The organism is Sphingomonas sp. GlSt437 (genome assembly GCF_048015635.2).
In the GTDB taxonomy this organism is placed as follows: Bacteria; Pseudomonadota; Alphaproteobacteria; order Sphingomonadales; family Sphingomonadaceae; genus Sphingomonas.
Genome location: NZ_JBPGYA010000001.1, coordinates 1,065,804 through 1,087,740, shown reverse-complemented (window position 1 = coordinate 1,087,740; position 21,937 = coordinate 1,065,804). Strand labels below are relative to the sequence as shown.

General features: G+C 61.8%; 24 protein-coding genes and 1 pseudogene. 12 read left to right on the top strand and 13 right to left on the bottom strand.

The annotated features are described in order from the left end of the window. Nucleotides 1-82: 82 nt before the first annotated feature. The 3 genes and pseudogenes from ACLB0R_RS05405 (at nt 83) to ACLB0R_RS05395 (ending at nt 4,510) form a co-directional block, all read left to right on the top strand. Entirely contained in the window at nt 83-2,839 is a 2,757-nt protein-coding gene (locus ACLB0R_RS05405) for a TonB-dependent receptor (RefSeq protein ID WP_434953765.1), read from the top strand. A gap of 34 nt (nt 2,840-2,873) precedes the next feature. Next, nucleotides 2,874-3,737, top strand: a complete 864-nt coding sequence (locus tag ACLB0R_RS05400) for a tyrosine-protein phosphatase (protein WP_416642319.1) — start codon at nt 2,874-2,876, stop codon at nt 3,735-3,737. Nucleotides 3,738-3,787: 50 nt separating this feature from the next. Continuing rightward, nucleotides 3,788-4,510 (top strand): annotated as a pseudogene (locus ACLB0R_RS05395) (IS6 family transposase). A 266-nt stretch (nt 4,511-4,776) separates the two neighbouring features. Here ACLB0R_RS05395 and ACLB0R_RS05390 read toward each other — a convergent pair. Further along, a complete protein-coding gene (locus ACLB0R_RS05390; RefSeq protein ID WP_416642317.1) occupies nt 4,777-5,757 on the bottom strand; it encodes a polysaccharide deacetylase family protein in 981 nt (326 codons plus the stop codon). A 275-nt stretch (nt 5,758-6,032) separates the two neighbouring features. On the opposite strand from ACLB0R_RS05390, the gene ACLB0R_RS05385 reads away from it, so the two are divergent. After that, on the top strand, nt 6,033-6,296 hold the full coding sequence (locus tag ACLB0R_RS05385; protein WP_416642316.1) for a hypothetical protein: 264 nt from the start codon (nt 6,033-6,035) through the stop codon (nt 6,294-6,296). A gap of 250 nt (nt 6,297-6,546) precedes the next feature. Next, the gene (locus tag ACLB0R_RS05380) at nt 6,547-7,701 is read left to right on the top strand and encodes a hypothetical protein (RefSeq protein ID WP_416642315.1); all 1,155 of its coding nucleotides are present in this window, start codon (nt 6,547-6,549) and stop codon (nt 7,699-7,701) included. 375 nt (nt 7,702-8,076) lie between these two features. On the opposite strand, the gene ACLB0R_RS05375 is transcribed toward ACLB0R_RS05380, so the two are convergent. Together ACLB0R_RS05375 and ACLB0R_RS05370 are read right to left on the bottom strand one after the other, a co-directional pair. Beyond that, nucleotides 8,077-9,333 (bottom strand): NADH:flavin oxidoreductase/NADH oxidase family protein, encoded by a 1,257-nt coding sequence (locus tag ACLB0R_RS05375; RefSeq protein WP_416642314.1) that lies wholly within the window; start codon nt 9,331-9,333, stop codon nt 8,077-8,079. Nucleotides 9,334-9,362: 29 nt separating this feature from the next. Further along, nucleotides 9,363-9,782: a tautomerase family protein gene (locus tag ACLB0R_RS05370; protein WP_416642313.1), complete on the bottom strand. Its 420-nt coding sequence runs from the start codon at nt 9,780-9,782 to the stop codon at nt 9,363-9,365. Nucleotides 9,783-9,864: 82 nt separating this feature from the next. Here ACLB0R_RS05370 and ACLB0R_RS05365 point away from each other — a divergent pair, with 82 nt between their 5' ends. The 3 genes from ACLB0R_RS05365 (at nt 9,865) to ACLB0R_RS05355 (ending at nt 11,798) form a co-directional block, all read left to right on the top strand. Continuing rightward, a complete protein-coding gene (locus ACLB0R_RS05365; protein WP_416642312.1) occupies nt 9,865-10,491 on the top strand; it encodes a TetR/AcrR family transcriptional regulator in 627 nt (208 codons plus the stop codon). 102 nt (nt 10,492-10,593) lie between these two features. After that, nucleotides 10,594-11,031 carry a MarR family winged helix-turn-helix transcriptional regulator gene (locus ACLB0R_RS05360; protein ID WP_416642311.1) on the top strand — a complete coding sequence of 146 codons (438 nt, stop codon included), beginning with the start codon at nt 10,594-10,596 and terminating at the stop codon, nt 11,029-11,031. An 8-nt stretch (nt 11,032-11,039) separates the two neighbouring features. Continuing rightward, the gene (locus tag ACLB0R_RS05355; protein ID WP_416642310.1) at nt 11,040-11,798 is read left to right on the top strand and encodes an enoyl-CoA hydratase; all 759 of its coding nucleotides are present in this window, start codon (nt 11,040-11,042) and stop codon (nt 11,796-11,798) included. Between the two features lie 251 nt (nt 11,799-12,049). Here the strand turns inward: ACLB0R_RS05355 and ACLB0R_RS05350 are convergent, their stop codons facing one another. The 4 genes from ACLB0R_RS05350 to ACLB0R_RS05335 all read right to left on the bottom strand — a co-directional run bounded on the left by ACLB0R_RS05350 (nt 12,050) and on the right by ACLB0R_RS05335 (nt 14,832). Further along, on the bottom strand, nt 12,050-12,820 hold the full coding sequence (locus ACLB0R_RS05350; protein WP_416642309.1) for an anti-sigma factor family protein: 771 nt from the start codon (nt 12,818-12,820) through the stop codon (nt 12,050-12,052). Beyond that, nucleotides 12,817-13,359 carry a sigma-70 family RNA polymerase sigma factor gene (locus tag ACLB0R_RS05345; RefSeq protein WP_434953764.1) on the bottom strand — a complete coding sequence of 181 codons (543 nt, stop codon included), beginning with the start codon at nt 13,357-13,359 and terminating at the stop codon, nt 12,817-12,819. Before ACLB0R_RS05345 ends, ACLB0R_RS05350 begins: the two co-directional genes overlap by 4 nt. Nucleotides 13,360-13,438: 79 nt before the next feature. Next, the gene (locus ACLB0R_RS05340) at nt 13,439-13,864 is read right to left on the bottom strand and encodes a c-type cytochrome (protein ID WP_416642307.1); all 426 of its coding nucleotides are present in this window, start codon (nt 13,862-13,864) and stop codon (nt 13,439-13,441) included. Further along, nucleotides 13,861-14,832 (bottom strand): metallophosphoesterase family protein, encoded by a 972-nt coding sequence (locus ACLB0R_RS05335; protein ID WP_416642306.1) that lies wholly within the window; start codon nt 14,830-14,832, stop codon nt 13,861-13,863. Before ACLB0R_RS05335 ends, ACLB0R_RS05340 begins: the two co-directional genes overlap by 4 nt. 442 nt (nt 14,833-15,274) lie before the next feature. Between ACLB0R_RS05335 and ACLB0R_RS05330 the strand changes: the two genes are divergently transcribed. From ACLB0R_RS05330 to ACLB0R_RS05315, 4 genes are all read left to right on the top strand, one after another. Further along, nucleotides 15,275-15,595, top strand: a complete 321-nt coding sequence (locus tag ACLB0R_RS05330) for an ArsR/SmtB family transcription factor (protein WP_416642305.1) — start codon at nt 15,275-15,277, stop codon at nt 15,593-15,595. Continuing rightward, nucleotides 15,592-16,053 (top strand): SRPBCC family protein, encoded by a 462-nt coding sequence (locus ACLB0R_RS05325; RefSeq protein ID WP_416642304.1) that lies wholly within the window; start codon nt 15,592-15,594, stop codon nt 16,051-16,053. Before ACLB0R_RS05330 ends, ACLB0R_RS05325 begins: the two co-directional genes overlap by 4 nt. Then, nucleotides 16,053-16,736, top strand: a complete 684-nt coding sequence (locus ACLB0R_RS05320) for a glutathione S-transferase family protein (RefSeq protein WP_416642303.1) — start codon at nt 16,053-16,055, stop codon at nt 16,734-16,736. Before ACLB0R_RS05325 ends, ACLB0R_RS05320 begins: the two co-directional genes overlap by 1 nt. Nucleotides 16,737-16,897: 161 nt before the next feature. Then, nucleotides 16,898-17,287, top strand: coding sequence for a histidine kinase (locus tag ACLB0R_RS05315; RefSeq protein WP_416642302.1), 390 nt, complete (start codon nt 16,898-16,900; stop codon nt 17,285-17,287). Nucleotides 17,288-17,452: 165 nt separating this feature from the next. Here ACLB0R_RS05315 and ACLB0R_RS05310 read toward each other — a convergent pair whose 3' ends face one another. The 6 genes from ACLB0R_RS05310 to ACLB0R_RS05285 all read right to left on the bottom strand — a co-directional run bounded on the left by ACLB0R_RS05310 (nt 17,453) and on the right by ACLB0R_RS05285 (nt 21,862). Further along, on the bottom strand, nt 17,453-18,154 hold the full coding sequence (locus tag ACLB0R_RS05310; protein ID WP_416642301.1) for a VIT1/CCC1 transporter family protein: 702 nt from the start codon (nt 18,152-18,154) through the stop codon (nt 17,453-17,455). Between the two features lie 30 nt (nt 18,155-18,184). Continuing rightward, nucleotides 18,185-18,892: a cytochrome b/b6 domain-containing protein gene (locus ACLB0R_RS05305; RefSeq protein WP_416642300.1), complete on the bottom strand. Its 708-nt coding sequence runs from the start codon at nt 18,890-18,892 to the stop codon at nt 18,185-18,187. 89 nt (nt 18,893-18,981) lie between these two features. Further along, nucleotides 18,982-20,316: a sensor histidine kinase gene (locus ACLB0R_RS05300; protein ID WP_416642299.1), complete on the bottom strand. Its 1,335-nt coding sequence runs from the start codon at nt 20,314-20,316 to the stop codon at nt 18,982-18,984. Beyond that, the gene (locus ACLB0R_RS05295) at nt 20,309-20,995 is read right to left on the bottom strand and encodes a response regulator (RefSeq protein WP_416642298.1); all 687 of its coding nucleotides are present in this window, start codon (nt 20,993-20,995) and stop codon (nt 20,309-20,311) included. The genes ACLB0R_RS05300 and ACLB0R_RS05295 overlap by 8 nt, the downstream gene beginning before the upstream one ends. Continuing rightward, nucleotides 20,976-21,578: a cytochrome b/b6 domain-containing protein gene (locus ACLB0R_RS05290; RefSeq protein ID WP_416642297.1), complete on the bottom strand. Its 603-nt coding sequence runs from the start codon at nt 21,576-21,578 to the stop codon at nt 20,976-20,978. The genes ACLB0R_RS05295 and ACLB0R_RS05290 overlap by 20 nt, the downstream gene beginning before the upstream one ends. A 2-nt stretch (nt 21,579-21,580) precedes the next feature. Next, nucleotides 21,581-21,862 (bottom strand): PepSY domain-containing protein, encoded by a 282-nt coding sequence (locus tag ACLB0R_RS05285; protein ID WP_416642296.1) that lies wholly within the window; start codon nt 21,860-21,862, stop codon nt 21,581-21,583. Between the last annotated feature and the right edge of the window lie 75 nt (nt 21,863-21,937).

Genomic DNA, 21,937 nt, shown 5'->3' with positions numbered 1-21,937 from the left:
TGCATGACCTTTTTGTGGCAATCCGCCAAAAAGTTGAACGATCGTTCTGTAGCGATTCGCGCCTGTCACGTTTCTATGGCGCATGAGGGCACTGTATCTCGCCAAGAAAAAGATTTACAAAAAAGATGATGTTCCGATCACAAATTTTTTGATTAGCGCACGCTGCGTTCCCCAATCCGCAAGCCATTATAAACGAATGTATTGTTGGCTGTGCGGGCTCGGGCGGCCCGCCCTCGCCCTATTTGGCAGCCGATGTTGCGCCGCAAAATTGCAACAAAAACCAGCCGTGAAGTGTCACAATAGCGAGATATCGCGCCGCCCAGATTTAGCTGGGGGAAACACGATGAACACGAACACCGTGGTTGCACGACGTCTACTTTGCGCGACCGCGCTTTGCGCTGGTGTCGTCGCCATGCCCGCTCATGCGGCGAACGAGCCGGAACCCGCGCCCGCGACCGGCACAGCCGCCGACCAGAAACAGGATGCGAACGGCGCGCTGACGGAAATCGTCGTTGTCGCTCAAAAGCGTGAGGAAAACCTTCAAAAGACGCCGATCTCGATCTCGGTGCTGAAGTCGGAAGACATTGAAAACCGCCACGTCCAGTCGCTGCTTGATCTGCAAGACGGCTCGGTCCCCAGCCTGCGCATTCTGCCGTTCTCGGGCCGCAACTTCAGCCTCGTGATCAACATCCGCGGCGTGGGCGTGCTTGGTGACAGCAACCAGCCGGCGCGCGATGCTGGCGTCGGCGTGTATGTTGACGGCGTCTACCTCGGTCGTCCGCAGGGTCTGAATGCTGCGCTTTATGATCTCGAAAGCATCGAGGTTCTGAAAGGCCCGCAGGGCACGTTGTTCGGTCGCAATACCGAAGGCGGCGCGGTCAACATCGTGACCAAGAAGCCTACGGGCAAGTTTGGCCTGTTGGTAACCGGTGGCGTGGGCAATTATGGGAGCTACGAGAGCGAAGGTCACCTCAACCTGCCGGAGACGCACAATTTCTCGCTGAAGGTCGATGCCCTCATCACCACGCGCGGTGGCACGGTGCGTAACACCTATCCCGGCGCGTCGAACTTCAACGGCTATGATCGGCGCGGCGCGCGTGCGCAGCTGAAGTGGCAGCCGCTGTCGAACCTGAGCGCGCTTTATGCTTATGACTATGTCTATGACGCCTCGACGGTTGGCTATACGCAGCGCGTTCAGGCCGGCACCGGCGCCGTGCCTGCGGTTGCATTGCAGCCCAATCGTGCGGACGTGGTCGATTATGGCGTGCCGTTACAGCCCAGCATTGGCCGCCAGAGCGGGCACCTGCTCACCGTTCAGTGGCAGGCGCTGCCGCATCTGTTGATCAAGTCGATCTCGTCCTACCGCGAGTTGTCGCAGACCCAGTATGACGGCGGCGGCTTCAACAACGCCGCCTATGTCACGCAAGCTGCGCCGAACGGCATTGTCCAGCATGACAATGTCGATGGGCGTTACAGCCTCGCCGCTTTCTATCAGTATCAGTACAGCCAGGAATTGCAGGCGATTGGCGAAATCGGCCGCGTCAAGTTCGTGCTGGGTGGCCTTGCCTATTACGAGCATGTCCGCGACCAGGCGCAGGCGTTCAACGTCGGCTACCTCGACGGTTCGGGCAATTTTATCGTACAGCTGCCTGGGCCGACGAATCTGATCAACAATCAGGTGATCCCTGGCACGACGACGCCGCTGCCGATCACCAATGCTGTGGTGCCGCTCTACCCTTATGCCGGGGTCGACCGCGCCAGCATTGCGCGAACCCAGAGCTACGGCATATTCGGTCAGGCGACCTGGACGCCCGCCATCTTCCAGGACCGGTTGCACCTAACCGGCGGTGTGCGCTGGACCGACGACCTTAAAAAGGGCACCTTGCTCATCACCAACAACTATCCGCCGCTGAACAGGGACACGACGTATCAGCCGATCAACTTCCGCGGTTCGTGGAAGCGGGTTGATCCGATGGTCAACCTGGCAGTTGACGTAGCCCACGACGTTCAAGTCTACGGTAAGTGGGGCACCGGCTATAAGTCGGGGGGTGCCAATTCGCGCTCGCTCAACTATCGTGCTTTCGACCCTGAATCGGTCTCGATGTTTGAAGTCGGTTTGAAGAGCGAGTTCCTCAACCACCATGTCCGCTTCAACATCGCCGGCTACACTGGCATCTATAAGAACCAACAAGTCGACTTCAGTGTGCCGTATTACTGCTTCAGCTCGACCGGCACGGTTATCCCGTGCACTGGAACCGTGATCACAACTCGGACGACGACCAACACCTATAACACGCCGCAGCACGGTCGGGTCAGCGGCATCGAAACCGAACTGACGGTCGCGCCGTTCCGCGGGCTGACGCTTTCTGGCCAATATACCTATGCCTATGTCCGTGTTGGGGCCGCTGTGGACCCCTATTGCGAAACTCAGGCGAGCGGCGCGTGTGTTATCGACCTAACCCCCCGCGCGCAGCAGGGCATCAATACGCCCAAACACGCTGCCTCAGGCCAGATCGATTACGAAACACCCGTCGGTGACTATACCTTGCGTGGCCATATTGATGGCGCGTGGGACTCGGGTTCGTTCAACAGCAGCAACCCCAATGCGGTTGGCGTGTATAACCCGCGCAGCCAGCCCGGGTTGGTGATCAACAGCCGAGTGTCGCTAGGTGACATCAAGTTCGCCGGTAGCGACGCCAACGTGGCGGTGTCTTTCTGGGTCCGCAATTTGTTCAATGAACAACATCTCGTCTCGCGGAGCTACAGCATCGGCACCGGCATCTCGGGTTACTTCAACGATCCGCGGACTTTTGGCGCGCAGGTTAGCGTGAAGTTCTGACTCTTACCGGCGGGGTTGGCCAAGGGAGGTATCCATGCGCTCGTTACGATCCATGATACTCCCTCTAGCCGCCCTGCTGGCTCTTCCTGCAGCAAGCCATGTGGCTATCCCACAGCCGGTAGGGCCTGCGCCGCATGTTCGGCTGTTGCCGTTGCAGGGTGGCCAGAATTTCCGCGACCTGGGCGGCTACCATACCCGCGACGGTCGAACCGTGCGCTGGGGCCTGCTGTTTCGCTCAGGATCGATGCATGCACTGACCCCGGCAGATTACAGCTATTTGCTGAGCCGAGGCATCCGCACCGTCTGCGACTTCCGTTCGGTCGAGGAACGGCACAGCGAACCAGTGGCATGGCCTAAGGACAAAGCACCGCAAATCCTGAGCGACGATTATCCTATGGCATCGCTGATGAGCGGCATCGGACTCAAACCCGGCGTGCCCGCGACGGCGGCGACCGTGAAAGCGGTAATGACGGTGTCCTACCCTAGGATGCTGACGCAATTCAACGGCCAGTATCGCCGTATGTTCTTGGAATTGCTGGCCGGGCGGGTACCGCTCGCGTTCAATTGCTCGGCAGGCAAGGACCGCACCGGCATTGCCGCGGCGCTGCTTCTCACCGCCTTGGGCGTGCCGCACAACACTGTCGTTGCTGATTATCTGCTGACGAACCGTTATTTTGATACCCAGAAAATAGTGCGGGGTCAGAATCCCAATGCAGGCGGTTTCGCTGAGCTACCACCCGATGTGCTGCGCGCCTATATGGCAGCAGATAGCGACTATATCGAAGCGGCGCTCAAGATGATCGAAAGCCACACTGGCGGTGCGGAGGGGTATTTCCGCGACGAACTGGGCATCAGCCATACCGATCTTATCCAGCTTCGCCGAATGTATACGGTGTAGGTCCCGCATCGTTACCGTCAGACCGTTAAGGCACCTGCTCGCTGCGTTGGATACCATGCAAATCAAGAGCTCTTTCGCCGAGCCCATTTCGTAGGTTCAACGCGTCGCCCGAGGTGATCCGCTCGGTGGTGATGATGTACATCCGGTTCCCGCTGTCGATACGGAATGTGGAAGACCTGCTATTCGAGCGCGGGATCGATGTCTGCCATGAGACAGTGCGCTTCTGGTGAAACAGGTTCGGCCCGATGTTCGTGGGCGAAGTGCGGCAGCAACGGGTGTCGCGGATGCGCGGCTTCCGCCGCTGGCGCTGGCACCTCGATGAGATGTACGTGAAGCTCAATGGCGAGATGGTCTACCTTTGGAGGGCGGTCGACCACGAGGGCGAGATTCTTGAGAGCTACGTCACCAAGACCCGCGACAAGGACGCCGCACTAAGGTTTATGAATAAGGCGCTGAAGCGCCATGGTTCGCCGGAAGCCATCACGACTGATGGTTTGCGCTCCTACCGTGCAGCGATGAACGAGCTCGGCAACGCCGGGAAGAAGGAGGTTGGCCGCTGGGCCAATAACCGGGTGGAGAACAGCCACCTGTCGTTCCGACAAAGAGAGCGAGCGATGCTCCGGTTCCGACGAATGAAAAGCTTACAGAAGTTCGCTAGCATCCACGCCACCGTGCACAACCATTTCAACCTGGAACGCCACCTCGTCAGCCGTAAAATCTACAAGGAACGACGCTCGGCCGCGCTGGCCGAGTGGCGGTCGCTCGCCAGCTAGGCTTTTAGCTCAAAGACCGACTTGCATCGTGGAGAGAGCGGTTCGCGTTAGACTGACAGCACTCTTGAACGCCATTTCGTCGACCGCCGGAGCTACAAGGAGGGACGTTCGGCCGCCTTAGCGCTGCGGCAATCACTGGCCGGCTGAGGCACAGACCACCCGCCCCACACTCATCCTAGACCGAGCGGTTCGCGTTAGACTGGCGGCACCGACAGCACCTGTTGATATAATACTTTCGAATGGCCCTCCCGCCGGCAGGCAATCGGTCAACGCCGGTCGTTATCGACGCGATCATAGGCAAGCTCGATCCAGTGCGGGGGGTCCTCGTCGCCGATGGAGGGGAGGTCCTTGCGGAGAACCAATGCCCAACGCTCGAGCCAGTTGAGCCCGTCCTTGCCAACGTAGCGATCCGGCGTTCGATAGGCTGGATCAGACATTACTTGATCCAGGCGGGACGGCTGGAGGTGCGCGCGGCGCAACAACCTTGCGAGTTGGTCGAGCACGTCGGCATTCAACCGCGTGCAGTGAAGCAGCATGACATGGGCAATATCCCGGCCAAACAGGATGCGCGCGCTGCGTTGCGACCATTCGATGCGGATGGCGGTATAGGCAAGATATTCCGCCATGATCCGTTTTTGTAACGGTCGATCATGTCGCGCTACCGCATCGTCATAGGGCTCGGCGAACTCCCAATCGTCCGCGTCGATCGTAACGGGCGCGATGCGATAGCCATGCCCTTCAAGCCACTGATCGATTGCAGCCTTAGCCGATGCCGGTAGCCCAGTCTCAAGATAAGGGTGACGGAACCAATGCAGCTGCTCCCCCTTGGCGATAAGCAGCGAACGGGTCACAGACTCGCCTCGCTCGACATCGGCAATGTAAGCCGCCGCAGTGACGTCGGTTGCCGACTCATGCGAAAAGGTGTGATTTCCAAGGATCATTTCCGCATCGAGCCAGCGGCGCAGATTGGCCACCTGCTGCTCGCGTTGCGGCTCATCGAGCTTGCCTTCGTTCACAAAACCAATCGCCGGGAAGCGATGCTGGACGAGCTTGCGCAACAGCCGCGCATTGAGTGCATCTACATAGGCTTGGTCGCGAGAAAGCGTCAGCGCCGGGAGGTCATCGAAGGTAAGTGCGACCCGACCATCTTCGGCGCGGGCCGGAGCGCCATCTAGCGCGATCCATGCCAGAATGGACAACGGAACCATCGCGGCACCAATGCGCCGCCCTATGCTTTTAATCGGCACTATCGCTCCCCCAAAGCTTCCTCAACAAGATCATGCGCATTGTCGCTTGGGGTGCAACAGGCGTCATAAGCCTGCGCGGTATCGTCAGATCAACGCTGAAGGGCATGCTGACTATGTTATCATGACCCCCGAACTCGTTCGGCTCGTTGATGGACGGCCGCTTGCATCGTCTCCCAAGTGGAGGTTGGATGAGCGGAAAATGGCCTCCAAGCGGTCCTTAGCTGTTACTTCGACAACGCCATTCAGAGGTTATCGTCGACCTGCACGGAGGTACAATGGCAAACAGAATTCAGGCTGGCATCGTGATGGTCAGCATCGGTACCATCAGTGCCGTTTTCTCCTATACCCAAGTACGCACAGGCATGAAAAGCGGCTCGATCATTACATCGAACAGCTCGGACGGCGGATCATCGAGCGATTATCGGGAATATAATCGGGTCAATCATCCGCTGCGTTTTAGGCTCATCCTTGCCCGCCATGCGATGGGGATAGTTATTGGGATTGCCATCGCGCTCTTCGGTGCGTTGCTTATCCTGTGAGGGGATGGTAGATCGGTAGTGCCTAAGTCGCTCTGAACGCGCGTCGCGAGTGACACACTGCGGGGCGATATTGGGATCCGCGCATCAGCGTGCGGAGCGCTGTCCGCCTCATTCTGGTGGCGCACCCACCGGACGCAACAACTCAAGGTGGCAACCACACCAGCGCTCTCTCCGCTAATTTCAGCACATAAAAGCCCTGTGCGACCGGCCACCGCTAGCCAGAGCGACACCTTTAGCTTGCTACCCATAATTGACGTGCCGGCTGAAGTGGGAGAGGCTCACGTCGACGCATCTGACTTTGGTTTCGGGGAGGGAATCGACGATGGGCATGCAGAAATTTTCGGCGCAGTTATTCCTGGCGGCGACCACCACTTTCTTGGTGGCGGCACCGGTGCAGGCCGATTCGCTGCCCAAGCCGCACATCGCGAAAATCTGGCTGTCGCGATACAAGGATCGGGGTCATTACCAGGTGGATGAAGTCGTCCAGCCAACGCCCGTCATCACCGATGATGCTGCGCGCAACCTCGACCCCATGGGCAGGATTGTCTTCGGGCTCCTCGGTGATGGCCTTGCCCCTGACAATGAAGGCCATCCCGGCGGGTTCATCGGCGGCTATGTCCACCTCTATGTCCGTGGCATCGATGCCTCGGGCAGCGCGGGGGACTGGCGGCGCTGCGATGGCGGTGATTGCCTCGTCGGCGGTGCCACCTCGCCTGGGCGAATCCTGGTTATCCTGAACCCCAACTTCTACATGAATCAGGTCGGCGCCAAATTACAATTTCGGGTATGGATCTCATGGACCCCGGCGCTTGTTGACGATCCGAGCGCAACGCTGATTCGCCACAGCGAATGGTCTGATATCTTCACTGTGACGCGCGGGCATCTCGCTGCCGACGCGCCGCGAGCCTCGGCGCCGCCGGCCGATCCCGAAGCCCCCGCTATTGATCGGGTCTATCCCAACCCGATCGAATTTGGGCCGGGCAAGCCTACCGATTGGGTTGTGACAGTCACCGGATCGGCATTGTGCAGCCCGCGACTGAAGATCATCCTCAATGACCAGGCGCAGAATCCCGTGCCGCTGCTCTCCGCTTGCGCAGGGGTCCAGTCGCGAGGCAACGCAGGGTCAAATGGTGAGCAGCAAATCCGTTTCCAGTTGCCCCCCGCCCTCCAAAAGGCGGGAGTCTGGCGCCTGCTATTGCGCAATTCGGCTGGCGACAGCGGCGTTGGGCTGATCGTCGTCAAGCAACTGACATTTAACAGGGCGGGTGCAGCGTCGGCCGGCACACCGCTCCCTGTCTCGGGAGCATCCCCCGTGACCACGAGCCCAGGCAATCAGCCTGCACTGCGGCTGCCGCAACCCAAGCAGCCGCCCAAGGTATCAACGCCCGTTCCACAGCCCAGATGATCAATCAGCAATGGGCAAGGTCGCGCTCAACAGGCCGTTGCGGGCTGCTTCGGGCGCTGGGAAAGTTTGCGTGAGTTTGGTTGAAAATGAATAAGCCTGTTAGACCAATGGCCTGCACGATAAGGCAAGCCGAAGGATTTTGAGCGCGTTTGAGGCTGGCGCCTTACTAATTCCCCAATAAATGCCGACGGATATGACTAGATATCCGCCCTCGCCCGATTCTCAGGCGCCCTAATTCTCACTTCCGCTATGCGACCCGATATAAGTCATACATCCAGCTGGCCGGTGATCCCCACAGCTATCGCTCGGAACGTGTGGGTCTATCGACGGATGCTAGACCCTCTCACCCCAGGATCCACGGCGTTATCATTACGCTTAGCGTTTCCGTCGGAACGCGCGGGTCGAGTCCTTGCCGAGGTGCGCGAGCAAGGCGCCCAATGCGCTAAGGCCCGGTTTGGGCAAGCGCCCCGCGCCCAGCCGCTCGATCTGATTATAATACCAGCCGGCCTGAGCGAAGTTGTTGAGCGCGCGCATGGTCGCCGAGCTGCTATTGGGCCCGAAATAGCCCGATCCCAGTTTGATCCTGCCTTCGGGCACGGGCAATCGGTCGAGGTCGCCGTTCAACATCCGGTCGGGCCAGTCGGGGTCAAGGCAAAATGGTCGCGCTACGCCAATCATATCGGTCTGGCGGTCGGCGAGCGCCGATTCCATGCCCTTTAGCGTGCGAAACCCGCCCGTGACCATCACGGGCATTTGCGCCACCGCTTTGATCTTGGCGGCATAATCCAGGAAAATCGCTTCGCGCGCGCGGGTGCTCGCTCGAATGTCATTTTCCGGAATAGTTTTGAAGCACTCGATCTGCTCGTAAGTGCCGCCGGAAATTTCGAGCAAATCGATCGACGCGTCGTTGAGCCAGCGCACGACTTGGGTCGACTCCTCCTCGGTAAACCCGCCCTTGACAAAGTCAGATGAGTTGAGCTTGACCGCAACTGGAAAGCGCGGGCCCACCTTGGCGCGGACGGCAGCAATGACCTCGAGCAGCAACCGCGCGCGATTCTCAAGCGCGCCACCCCAGCGATCGTGCCGCAAATTCGTCCGCGGCGAGAGGAATTGCGACAAAAGATAGCCATGCGCCGCGTGGATTTCGACGCCATCAAACCCGGCGGCTTGAACCAATCCCGCGGCGGTGGCGAACCGTGCGATGATATTGGCAATATCCGCCTCGGTGGCTTCGCGCGGCTTGCCGTAATTGCCGATCAATTGCAGCTGCACCTCGGAGGGTGCCAAGGGTCGCGCGTTCACAAGCCGGGGGCATTGCCGGCCGGGATGACTGATCTGCGCCCAAAGCTGGCTGCCGGCCTGGTGCACGGCATCTGCCCACTGCTTGAGCGCGGGCACGACCCGTTCATCCTCGACCACAACGTTGCCGGCGCGCTCCAGATACCGGCGGTCGATCATGATATTGCCCGACAAGAGCAGCGCGGCGCCGCTTTCGGCCCAAGTCGTGTAGAGCCGCCTTAGACTGGCGGTCGGGTTGTCATTCGCGTCGGCAAGCCCTTCCGTCATCGATGCCTTGCACAGGCGATTGGCGAGGCGATGGCCGCAAGGCAGCGTCAGGCTTTCCGAAATCATCAGGGGTGTCCTTCAAGGAGGCGTGCGCTCTAATTCGTCAGGCCAAGCAACGGCCCGACTTTGGCGAGCCACGCCGCTTCCTCGCCGGGCTCGGGCAGGATGTGCCCGCCTTCCATGGCGTTGCTCGCCTTCACATCGGCGATCGAGACGGTGAGGTCTTTGGGCGAGACATGACCGACCCGTATGACCAGCGCCGATATGGCCTCCATCATCGCAGTCTTGACCGCCTGTTCACGGCCTGCGCGGATGCTGCCGCCGATCAACACCGGCGCACCTTGCGTCCCCCCGTTGAAACCGAGACCGGCGGGATATTCCTGAAAAACGACATTGACGAACTGCCGCAGGCCGCCGGCCAGATCGAGATGGATATCGGTAATCCCCGCCGCAATCTCGGCACGCTGCGCAGCGTCGAGCGACCCCGCCTGATTGGTAATCTGGTAGAATGGCATGGCTCGCTCCCACATTTATGGCGTTCACCATAGTATGGCAAACGCCATAGAATTGTCAACCGAGCGATGCTATGGTGGCTCGATGACACGCAAGACAGAGGCTCGCGACCGCGCGATTGCGACAGCGGAACGGTTGTTCCGCCAGCAGGGTTATGCCGCGACAGGATTAGCCCAGATCATCGAGGAGAGCGGTTCGCCGAAAGGGTCGTTCTATTTTCATTTTCCGCAGGGAAAGGCCCAGCTCGCTGAAGCTGCCGTCGATTTGTACATGCGGGACAACGCGATCAGTCTGCAGCGGATCGCGGAGCTGACCGCCGGTGATGCCGAGGGCTTTGTGCGTCAGCTTTTTGATGCCCTTGCCGAGGAAATGACCAGCGGCGATTTCCAATCAGGCTGCCTGCTGCAAACCTTGGCCAATGAGCCGTCTGCCCAGGCAACCGCGCTGGCCGAGCGCGTCGCGCGCGGATTTGAGGACTGGATTGCCTTTGTCGCCGAACATCTGAAGGGATGCGGTTTCACGGCCGCGCAGGCGCTTGCGACCGGGTCTGCGCTGGTCGCGGCCCTTGAGGGCGCGCGAACGATTGCCCGGGCGCAGCGATCAGCCGCAATTTATCAGGAACTGGCAGATATCTTCTGTCGTGGGCTTTCGGGTCGTGACGGGCCGGACGACCCAGCCGCCCTCGCCAGACCGGCAACGCGGGCACGTTGACCGTCCGAAGCCACGCGCAAGGAATGCACTCCAGGCTTTACTTCGTACCCAAAATATATACTTCGGACACGAAGTATCATCGGATGAGTCGCGATGGAGCAAATGGAACGGGGTGCGCCGGACGAGCCGTTCACCCGACGGTTCATCTACCTGCTGAGCGTTGCACATCGGCGTCTGCAGGCCTGGATGACCGAGCAATATGGCGAGGTGACCAGCGCCCAGGCGGGTGTGCTTTTCTCCCTTGACGCGCCCGAAGGCGTGCTGGTCGGCGACGTCGCCCGTTCGCTCGGGATCGGCGCGCCAGCCGCCACCGGTCTGGTCGACCGGATGGAGGCCATCGGGCTGGTCGAGCGGCGCGCTGATCCCAAGGACGGTCGCGCCGCGAGGTTGTTCCTGACCGACAAGGGTCGGGAGATGCGGGCTTATGCCGCGGCGCGGACCAAGGAGATTAACGCAAGGCTCGTCGAGGATTTCAGCGAGCATGAGCTCGATATCGTCGCCCGCTGGCTGATGACCGTCGCCGAGCGATTTTCAAAGTAGAACGGGACGTGAGCGAGCACATCAACATCAGCAACAGCAACGGCATCCTGACACTGGTGATGAACCGGCCGGATAAGAAAAATGCCCTGACCAATGACATGTACGGCGCGCTTGCCGACGCCTTGGAAGGCAGCGATCATGATCCGTCGGTGCGGGTCATCGTCATCCGAGGTGAAGGCGAAATTTTTACCGCCGGGAACGATGTCGGCGAATTCGCTGCCGGGGGCGCGGGACCGCGCCACGTCACTCGGTTTATCCGCGCGCTGGCGACGATCGCCAAGCCGCTGGTCGCCGCGGTGCAGGGCAAAGCTGTCGGTGTCGGGACGACAATGCTGCTCCATTGCGACCATGTGGTGCTTGCAGAGAACGCCGAGTTGATCGCGCCGTTCGTCAACCTAGCGCTCGTGCCCGAAGCGGCGTCGAGCTTGTTGTTGCCGAGTCGCATCGGCCATGTCCGTGCCTTTGCGATGTTTGCGTTGGGCGAGCCCATTGGCGCCGAAGACGCCGTGACGTGGGGGCTTGCCAACAAGGTCGTCGCGACAGATGATCTTGTTGCCACCGCGACCGAATTTGCCGAGCGCCTGGCCAGACAACCGCTCGGCGCGCTGATCGCAACCAAAAAATTGATGCGCGCGACCAACACCATAACCGCGCATATGGACGTGGAAAGCGAGCAATTTGCAGCCCGCCTGACCAGTCCCGAAGCGCAGGAAGCGTTCCTGGCGTTCGCTCAACGACGGCAGCCGGATTTCCGTCAATTTGCCTGAGCAAGCGATTTTTTCGTTGGCACCATTGGCACGCCAGTGGCGGTAGTGCCAGGACTGCGCGAAAAGGAATTGAGATTGCTCCGACGATTATCTTTCCGTCGGCCGCTTGTCAGCCATAGGGCCGATCAGAGATAAGCGGGCCGGCGGTAAAGCGCCCTAAAGGTGGTCATTCCCTGGCCAGCAGTTCAACCCTAATAGCTGTCATTCATTTGGCAGGCCACAAAGCAGCAGTTGGTGGCGGTTGCCGACCGTCACCGCGTCGTCGCGTTCACAAATTGCTGACGGAACAAGCCAAGGTCGCCGGGGTCGATATCCGATACTGCCCAGTAATCGAGATCGCCGGTGACCCAGTGCACGACTGAATAGCCATGACGGCGGATCGTGTCCCCGCGCGCCGACGGGTTCGGCGATATTGGACGGACGAACAAGTTGATCGTGTGAAGCCGCCGCCGATAGACGAGCGCCGCTACTGGCCGGTCGCCGATATAATCGAGCCGCCCGCCGACCAACGGAAATCCCTGCGGTGCGAGATCGACAACGGGCGGCGAGAAATCAATCCGGCCGTTGAACCAGGGTTTGACGACGTGCCGGTCGGATGTGACGACGTCTGTCAGATGCGCGGCCTGGAGCGACCGGATATGACCGGCGATGAGCTGATCGGGCAGATCGTCGCCGCCGATCTCCGGCGCCGCCACCAGCAGCGCAAGGCTCGCCGCGAGCGCGCCGATCGCCCCGCCGCCGATCCACGGCAGGTAGCGGCTGGCCGGGAATCGTTGGGGCATGGTCGGGGCTGCATCCGGCGACGGGACCAGTGCTTCGATCCGTCGCCGCAACCCGTCCGGCGCTACCTCATCCAGCGCCGCGGAAGCGATTACCTCGCGCACGTCCGCCAACGCCGTCAGATAGTCGCTGCAGCCCGCGCAGGTGCGGACATGCGCTTCGACTTCGGCCGCGTTCAGGCTGTCGAGCTCGCCATCGAACAGCGCGTTGAGCGCCGCTTCACGATCGACGCAATGGGTCATGCGCGCATCCCCTTTCGGTCGCCGGACAGCAACAACGCGCTCAGCAACAGCCGCGCCCGCGCCAGCCGCGACATCACCGTGCCGATCGGCACACCAGTGATCGTGGCGATTTCGCGGTAGGACAGCGCGTCGAGCTCGCGCAGGATGATCGCCTCGCGAAACGGCTCGGGCAAGCGCGCGATGGCCTCTCGTACCGACAAGGCGTCGAGTTGGCGCTCGAGCACGGTTTCGGGGGTATCGCGGTCGGCCACGGTCTCGGCAAGGTGGCCGGTATCCGGCGTGCTCCCAAATCGATTGGCTTTGCCCCAGTCGATGAAGCAATTGCGCACGATCGCGAACAGCCATGCTTTCTCGTTGCCGTGGCAGGACGCGTGGGCCTTCAGCGCGCGCAGAAACGCGTCCTGCACAATATCCTCGGCCGCCGACTGGTCGCGCGACAAGTAGCGGGCATAGCGATAGGCGTCGTCGAGATGCGGCAACAGGCACCGCCCGAACTGGCCCTGATCAGGCGCCGCAGGGCCATCCCGCGCGTCGGACACGACATGCAGGCGCGGAGTCCAGCGATATCGTCCGTTGCTTACCATGTCGGATGAGCCCGCACGTCTATGAGGTCGCGCGTCAGTGCTGCTGCGCAAGATAGGCAATGATGTCGGCGCGCTGCTGGGGGTTGGCAACCGAAAAATACATCTTCGCGCCCGGCACCAGCTTTTGCGGGTTGGTGAGCCAGCGGTCGAGATTGGCGGGCGTCCAGACCAGCCCCGAATTCTTGAGCGCTGCCGAATAGGCATAGCCGGGCACGATGCCGGCCCGCCTGCCGACCACGCCACGATGTTTTGGCCCGACGTCATTCTCGTCGAGCGAATGGCAGCCGGTGCAGGCCTGGTAGAAGGCTCGGCCTTGCCCCGGGTCGCCGACGAGGGGCGCCGGCGAAGCGGCGGGCGCGGACGCCATTGCCGACGGCGAGGACGCCGCCCAGATGACGATGGGTGCCAGCGCCACGAGACTGAGCGCGGCGAGGTGATGGCTTCGCGCGACCCCGCTCATGCCGCACCAGCCAGTGTCTGGTCGATGATGGCCAGCGGCAGCGGCGATTGGCGCACCAGCACGCTCGACATGCCGATCGCCGAGCGCAATTCGGCCGGCGGCACCAGCAACGGTCCCGGCCCTGGGCCGACCCCAGGCGCGGGTTGGGGATAGGCCGTCGACCGACCTGCGTGAAAGACCATGCCACCTTCTGTCTTTTGCTGGATCTGATGGATATGCCCGTTGAGCGCCGTCACCGAGGCAAAGCGCTTGAGCAACGCCAGCGCCCGCATGCCGTCCGACGTGCCCCAACCCCATTCGGAAAACAGCGGCCATAACGGGAAGTGCGACAGCACCACGATTGGCGTCGACGCAGAAAGGTGTGCGACATCGTCTTTCAACCAGGCGAGCTGATCCTCACCCAGCGATCCCATCCCCTTGTCGGCAAGCCGAACGACATTGACCAGCGCGATAAAGTGCGCGCCGCCCACATCGAAACTGTACCAGCCATCACCTTTCGTGCCATTCCCGAACCGGTCGAGAAAGGGCTGGGGATTGGTGCCGTCGAGAATGTCATGCTCGCCGGGAATGAAGTGGATCGGCAGGTTGAGCTCGCTGAGCAACTGCTGTGCGGTATCGAACTGCTCGGGTGTCGCGAGGTGGCTGATATCGCCGGTGTGGACGATGAAATCGGGCTGCACCTCGAGCGCGCGGACCTTGGCGATCGTTTCCTTCAGCGTGCCGATGACATCGGGGTTGGCGGCCTTTTTGAAGCCGATATGAGTGTCGCTGATCTGCAGGAAGCTGAACGGCTTGACTTTGGCCGCAGTCGCGCCGCCCGATTTCGGCGTCGCCGCCAGCGCCTGATCGAGCGTCATCGCGGTCTCGATACCTCCCGCCAGCGCGAACAACGTCCCCGTGCCCGCCCAGCCCATGCACTCCAGTATGCCACGCCGGTCGATCGGCTTGTCCCAGTGATAATCCGCCATGTCCGTCCTCCTGATGGGTTCGGCGGTTAAGACTGGAATGGGGCGCGGTTTATTCCCGGGACTGAAAATTCTTGCGGGGGTCTTCGTTTGCAACTTCTGAGCGCGACCACGAAGGGAATCGGCCGCACAGCTGAATCGCCGAAAATCTTTGAGTCACATTGGCTGCGATTGAGTAAAGGCGAATTTGCCGGGCATAAATTGGACAACTCAAAGCGGCCGGTGTGTGACCTGCCCACCATCATCGCTGACATTGGTCGACGCAGCCTGTCCGCTATGCGCCCCAATTACGGTCGTTCCCTCGGTCTAACAGTCAGCCTGGAGGCGGACGTTCGCAGATGTGAGGTTTGCGAACCGCCATGTTTGTCAGCGAGTTAGATGGACTTGAGCGAAGCACCCCAGAACATCCCTTGACTTTTTGGCAAGTCTATACTTACCGTAAGTCATGACTAACCGAGTCGCAGTTGCTATCGAGGCGCTCGCCGATCCCACTCGCCGCTCGATCTTCGAGCGGCTGGCGGCGCGGCCCAGCCCGGTCGGCGAGATCGCCGCCGGGCTGCCGGTGTCGCGCCCAGCGGTCTCGCAACATCTGAAGGTGCTGAAGGAGGCGGGGCTGGTGACCGACAGCGCCGAGGGCACGCGCCGCATCTACCGCATCGATCCGCGCGGGCTCGCTGCCGTGCGCGATTGGCTCGAGGGCTTCTGGGCCACCTCGCTCGCCGATTTCCAGGATTTCGCCAACACCGCTGCCGAGGAGGACCAATGAGCATCGCGCCGATCATCCAGACCGTCTCGGTCAAGCTGCCGCCCGACCGCGCCTTCGCGCTCTTCGCCGTGCGGATGGGCGAGTGGTGGAGCAAGGGCAAGACGATCGGGAAGAACCCGCACCGTGCGATCGTGCTCGAGCCGCAGCCGGGCGGACGCTGGTACGAGGAGGACGAAGCGGGCGCGCAATGCGACTGGGGCAAAGTGATCTCCTGGGAGCCGCCGCACCGCCTGCTGCTCGCCTGGCACCTGGATGCCAGCTTCACATTTGATCCGGACTTCTCGACCGAAGTGCAGGTGACCTTTGCGCCCGAGGGCAGCGGCACCCGCGTGACGCTCGAACATCGCCAGCTCGAGCGCTTCGGCCCGAGCGCCGAGCGAGTGGCGGCGCAGCTTTCCGGCGGCTGGCCGACCCGGCTCCAAGACTTCGCCGATTTTGCCAATCAGGGAGACGACTAATGACCGAGTTCACGCTGCATGGCATCCCGGGCAGCCCCTATGTCCGCGCGGTCGCGCTCACCCTCGAGGAGAAGCGCGTCCGTTGGACGTTGGCGGCCATCCCGATGGGCGCACACCGCGCGCCGGACTACCTCGCGGTCCACCCCTTCCAGAAGATCCCGACGCTCGATCACGGCGACTTCCGGCTCTACGAGACGCACGCGATCCTGCGCTATCTCGATCGCGTCTGCCCGGGTGCGTCGCTGGTGCCGGACGATCCGCGCCAGGCGGCCCGGGTCGACCAGTTGATCAGCCTGACCAACGACTATGTCGCGCACCAGGTGAGCGCCGTGCTGAGCTACAACCGCCGCATCGTGCCTCTGCTCGGCGGCATGCCCGATGAGGCGGCCGTGGCGAGCGGGATTGAACCAGCGCGCCGCGTGCTCGCCGAACTCGCGCGGCTGCTCGGCGACCGGCCGTTCTTCGCCGGCGAGACGCTCTCGCTCGGCGATCTAATGGTGGCGCCGCACCTGTCGTTCCTCCCGGAATATGGCGAGGGCCGCAACCTGCTCGCCGAACGACCGAACCTGGCAGCTTGGCTCGAGCGGATGGAAACGCGCGCCAGCATGCAGGCCACGAGCTGGGACGCGCTGATCGCCAAGACCGGGGTCGACACCAAGCGACCAATAGCTGCGGCAGCTTAGCGCCCCAATAATCGGCCACGCAGACTACCGACGAGAGATCCTGGAAGCGGTCACCACATTTACGACCTGAACAACCGACAACCGCCCATTCAGCTTGGCTTCCGCTGCACTCTGCTAGGTCTTCACCCGCAGGATCGGTCCTGCAGGTGAGGAGTGGCAACATGCGTAAGTTGGTGAGCATAGTGGCGCTCGCAGCGAGCGGGCTGATCGCGGGATCGGCGAATGCCCAAAGCTTTGGCATCTATATTGGCAATGACGGCGGCTATAACTGGCAATATCACGACTACGATGATGATGGCGTGGTCCGCTCGGTTTGTTCAGGCGCGCGGGCCCACGCACTGGAGGCACGGCTGCGTCACGAGGTCGACGAAAACGAGATCGACGATGATGATGCCGCCCGCATTCATAACGTGATCGATCGCTTGGAAGGTCGCCAGCGGCACGAGTGCGCCGAAGGTGATCGACGGTCGATCTATGAGATTGCCCAGCGCTACAACGGGATCGGCCAGTGGATTGACCGCGAGGCACATGGAGATGAGCGTCGTTGGTAGTATCGGCATTGGCGGGTGTTGCGGGGCCCGGCGTGCCCATGAGTATTACGCCGATCCCAGGAGTTATTGGATCGGCTGAACGCGTCGAGACGTAGGCTGGCCCTTGGGCCGCCCTCCGGACGTAAGGCTGACCCGGTGTTCGCCGGTGGGGCAGGCGGTCGCAAATTACACGGCAGTGCCAACCAAGCGGCCGATGCCCGCCGTCAGCGCCATTGCCAGTGCCCCCCAGAAGGTGACGCGGACCGCCGCGACCCCCATCGGTGCACCGCCGGTCCGCGCACCGATCGCTCCCAGGAGCGCCAGGAACAACAGTGAGGCGATTGCCTCGATCACGATCAAAAGGTTGGCGGGAGCAAGCACGACCAGCGCGAGCGGCAGCGCCGCACCAGCGGCAAATGTCGCAGCAGAGGTCAGCGCGGCCTGCATCGGCCGGGCGGTCGTTTTCTCCGAGATGCCGAGTTCATCATGCGCATGGGCGGCCAAGGCATCCTTGGCCATCAGCTGACGCGCGACCGTATCGGCCGTGATGTGATCGACGCCTCGTGCGACATAGATCGCCGCCAGCTCTTCGATCTCTGCATCTACGTCCCCGGCCAACTCTGCCTGCTCTCGGGCAAGCTCGGCCTTTTCGGTATCAGACTGTGAGCTGACCGAGACATATTCGCCCGCGGCCATCGACATTGCGCCGGCGACCAGTCCGGCAATGCCGGCAATCAGAATGTCCGACGGCAGGGCGGCGGCAGCGGCGACCCCGATGATCAGGCTCGCTGTAGAAACGATGCCGTCATTGGCGCCCAGGACAGCAGCCCTCAGCCAGCCGATCCTCGAGACAAGATGACGTTCCCTGTGAAGTGCTAGACGAGTCATTGCGTATATCCTTGTCGATCTGTTCGAGTGTTAGTCGCGATCGCCGCCCTCGCCGGATTCGCCTGCTTCGGCATGCGCGCTCAGCGTAAACGCCGTCGGGTCGACCGCTGTAATGGAATAGGCGGCTAGGCCGGCAGCGACGCCTGCCATAGGCAAAGCCAATGGCATTGGCGGACGCGCATCCGTGGCGCCCGGGTGCAGATCGGCGCTCTTCCGTCCAGTAATGAACCCAAGGATCAGATTCTCGCGCGTCAGCATCGACATGGCGATGACGGCGAAGACATGGACCGCGATGAGTGCGAGCAGCAAATTGGCGAGCGTCTCATGCAGGCCTTCACCGGCATCGCCGCTCGTTTGTGTGCCCGAATATATAACTGCCGCCACAGCCGCGAGCAGGACGATCATTGCCACGCCACCCACCGGGTTGTGGCCAACCGACCGCCCCCGCGCGGGCGATGCCAACGAGGCAAGATGGTGCCCGATTTGACCTGGCTTTAGGAACCGGGAGAACAGCGCATGCTCGCCGCCGACAAAGCCCCAAATGACCCTAAAGATGATCAGGACCGCTGCGACCCATCCGGCTGGCACGTGCCAGTGCGCAAGAGCGCATTCCTCGTCGGCCGACAGGAAGGCGACGAGGATCGCGGCCACCAGGAGCCAGTGGAAGATGCGGACCGGGAGATCCCATACCCGGATCGATTTTGCGCCGAAGGGCGCTACTGCTGCGGTGTCGTGCATGATCGTCTCCTTTCAGGAGGCGTCAATGCGGCACAGTTCTGACAAGCCCCTGACGATGCTCACCCGTCTCGCAGCGGCACGTGCCTGGTTCAGGACGCGAGGTTGAATTGCACGCGGAACAGCGCGCCGCCGCCTTCTACATTCTCGACGCTTACGGCGCCCTGATGCGCTTCGGCCAGCCGCTGGACGATACCCAAACCAAGGCCTGCGCCATCATACTTGCGCCGGTCCTTGCGCCAGAAGCGCTCGAAGATATGCGGCAGATCGGCGTCCGCGATGCCTGCCCCGTAATCGCGCACGGCAATCTGTGGCCCGGGTCCTGCCGTCACGTCGACGGGGGTCTCGCCGGGCGCGTGGGCCAGCGCATTGTCGATCAGGTTGCGGTAAATGCGAAAGATTGCCTCGGGATGCCCGGTCACCTGCGTGTCGCCCAGGCTTTCAAAGCGCAACTCCCTGTTTGCGGCAAATGCCTTGGGTGTCATGGCGGCGACGACCTCGCGACCGATGTCGGCCAGGTCGACTTCCACCTGACCTTCCGCATTCAGCACATCTGCCTGTGCAAGATCGAGCATCTGTTCGACCAGGCGGGTCATGTGTCGGGTGTCGGCCCGCAGATCATCGCGCAGCTCGCCCTCTGGCAGCCGATCGAGCGACAGCTGCATGATCGATAGGGGGGTGCGCAGTTCGTGCGCCGCGTTCGCGGTAAAGCCCCGCAAAATCGCTATCGAATTCTCGAGCCGACTCAGCGCCCGATTAACGGCGCGGACCAGCGTGTTCACCTCGCGCGGTGCCCGTGGCTCCGACAGGCGCATCGTCGCGTTTTCAGGGTCCAGCGCATCGACCTCACCCTCCGCGTGGCGCAGTGGCTGAAGCATGCGTCGCACCGCAAAGACGTTGAATAGCAACAGCAGCAATGACAGCGGGATCAGCGGCAGCAGCACATGCTGGACGATTTCGTTGACGATCACCGGCACATAGGGTCGGATGCCGTCGCCTTCGAACTGCATCGCCAGCCACCGCCGCTCCTGGCCGCGATCGACGGCACGAACCCCTGAAATGCGAAAGCCACCGGGGATCTTCTCGCGACGGGTCCAATCGACCAGTGTCGATGACCCGTCGGGAACGGTCGCGCCGAACGGCCGGAGTTCGGGCGAACCGGGCTCGACATAGCGTGCCGACCAGCGTTCAGCGCCGGGTGGCCCAGCCAGCAAATCGGCGGACAGGGTGCTGCCGGCCTGCGCCTTTGCCGCTTCCAACGTCAGCAATTCCTGGGCAAGCGACTCAGGCTGTAGACTGTAGGTGAGCACGACGATGCCGACATCGAGCAGCGCAAAAAGCAGCGTGAACGCCGCCAGTCGCGTCGCGATCTGCCGAAAAAGCGTCGGCCCGCGCAGTGCGAGAGGGTCGTTGGCGATGCTATTCATCGGCGGTTCTGGGTCCGAACAACGCGTAACCCACGCCGTGGACCGTGCGGATCTGGACGTCGGCCCCGGCCGCGGCCAGGCGCTTGCGCAACCGCGATACCGAGGCCTCTAGCGCGTTCGGGGTCACTTCGGCATCCATCGAATAGAGGGTGTTTTCGAGCACGGGCTTCGCAACGACATGGCCGACCCGGCGCAACAGGACTTCGAGCAAATTGACCTCGCGCGGTGTCGCGTCGGTTGCAGACCCGGCGATCTCGACCGACCGTGCGGCACAATCGAGCACGACGTTGCCCGCGGCAAGCTGCGTGCCCAACGATGCTCCCGGTCTGCGCAGCAACGCGCGACATCTTGCCGCGAGCTCCGCGATCTCGAAGGGCTTGACGAGATAATCATCGGCACCAGCGTCCAGACCGGTGACACGGTCGTCGAGACCACTCCGGGCGGTCAGCACCAGAATGGGGGTGGTGTCCTTGTTCTGGCGAGCCTTGCGGATCAGGTCGAGGCCGTCGCCATCGGGAAGGCCGAGATCGACCAGAAGCAGATCATGGTCAGCTACCTTCATGGCAAGCTCGGCATCGTCGACGGTCTCGACCCAGTCGAGCGCGAAACCCTGCCGACCCAATCCCTCCATGACGAGATTGGCGAGGCGGGCATTATCCTCAATCAGCAGTAGGCGCATGGTCGATGTCGGTCCCTGTCGGTGCCCGCTTGTAGCCGGTAATCATCGCCAGCGGCAGGTTCTCGCGATGCCGTACACTTTCGAAGATCGCGCCGAAAATGTGAAGCGCGACCGCGCCAATCAAAATATTGGCTGCGACCTCATGCAGTGTTTCGACCCAGCCGACTCCCCAGAACAGATCGAGACCCATCATCCACCCGGTCGTCCCGACCGTCGCCAGCAAAACCATCAGCACCACGATCATGACCGCACCCGCCGGATTATGTCCGATATAGCGGGGCTCGCGCCGCGCAGCCATGGCACGAAAATAGCGCCACAGACCGCTCGGGCCGGGGATGAAGCTCGAAAACCGGGCGTGGCGGCGGCCGACAACGCCCCACATCAGGCGGATCGCCAGTGCTGTGACGACCGCATATCCGACATAGATGTGCGGCGTTTCCTGGTGTCTCAGGAAGGTCAGGTTGGCGATAACCCCTCCGGCCACGGTCCAGTGGAAGACGCGGACGATCGGGTCCCAAACCTTGACGCTGCGGCAGCTGCGCGCAGGGTCATCGGCCTCGGTTGCCAGGGCGATGTGGGCCATCGTCAATCGACGTTGTTATGAACGACAGCACCGTTCACCGGGTTGAAATACACCTCGGCACGCTTGCCTTTCTTGGTGTGGGCGTAAATCTCATAGCAGCTGCCCGAGACCTGGAAGACCTTGATGTCGCGATAGCCCATCTTAGCGATCCTAGCCTTCATCTGGGCTGGTGTGAGCCACTTCGCCTCTGGCACCTTGGTGCACGCCGGTGACGCCATCGCCATTGGCGCGGCCGAAAGCGCAACGAGCGCAACGGCGACCTTCAGGGGGGCAAATCGGATCATTCAACAAGGCTCCTGCATGGGGCGACATTGCCCCGATGACGACGAGGTCGCAGGAACCCCTGACCGAATCCTGAC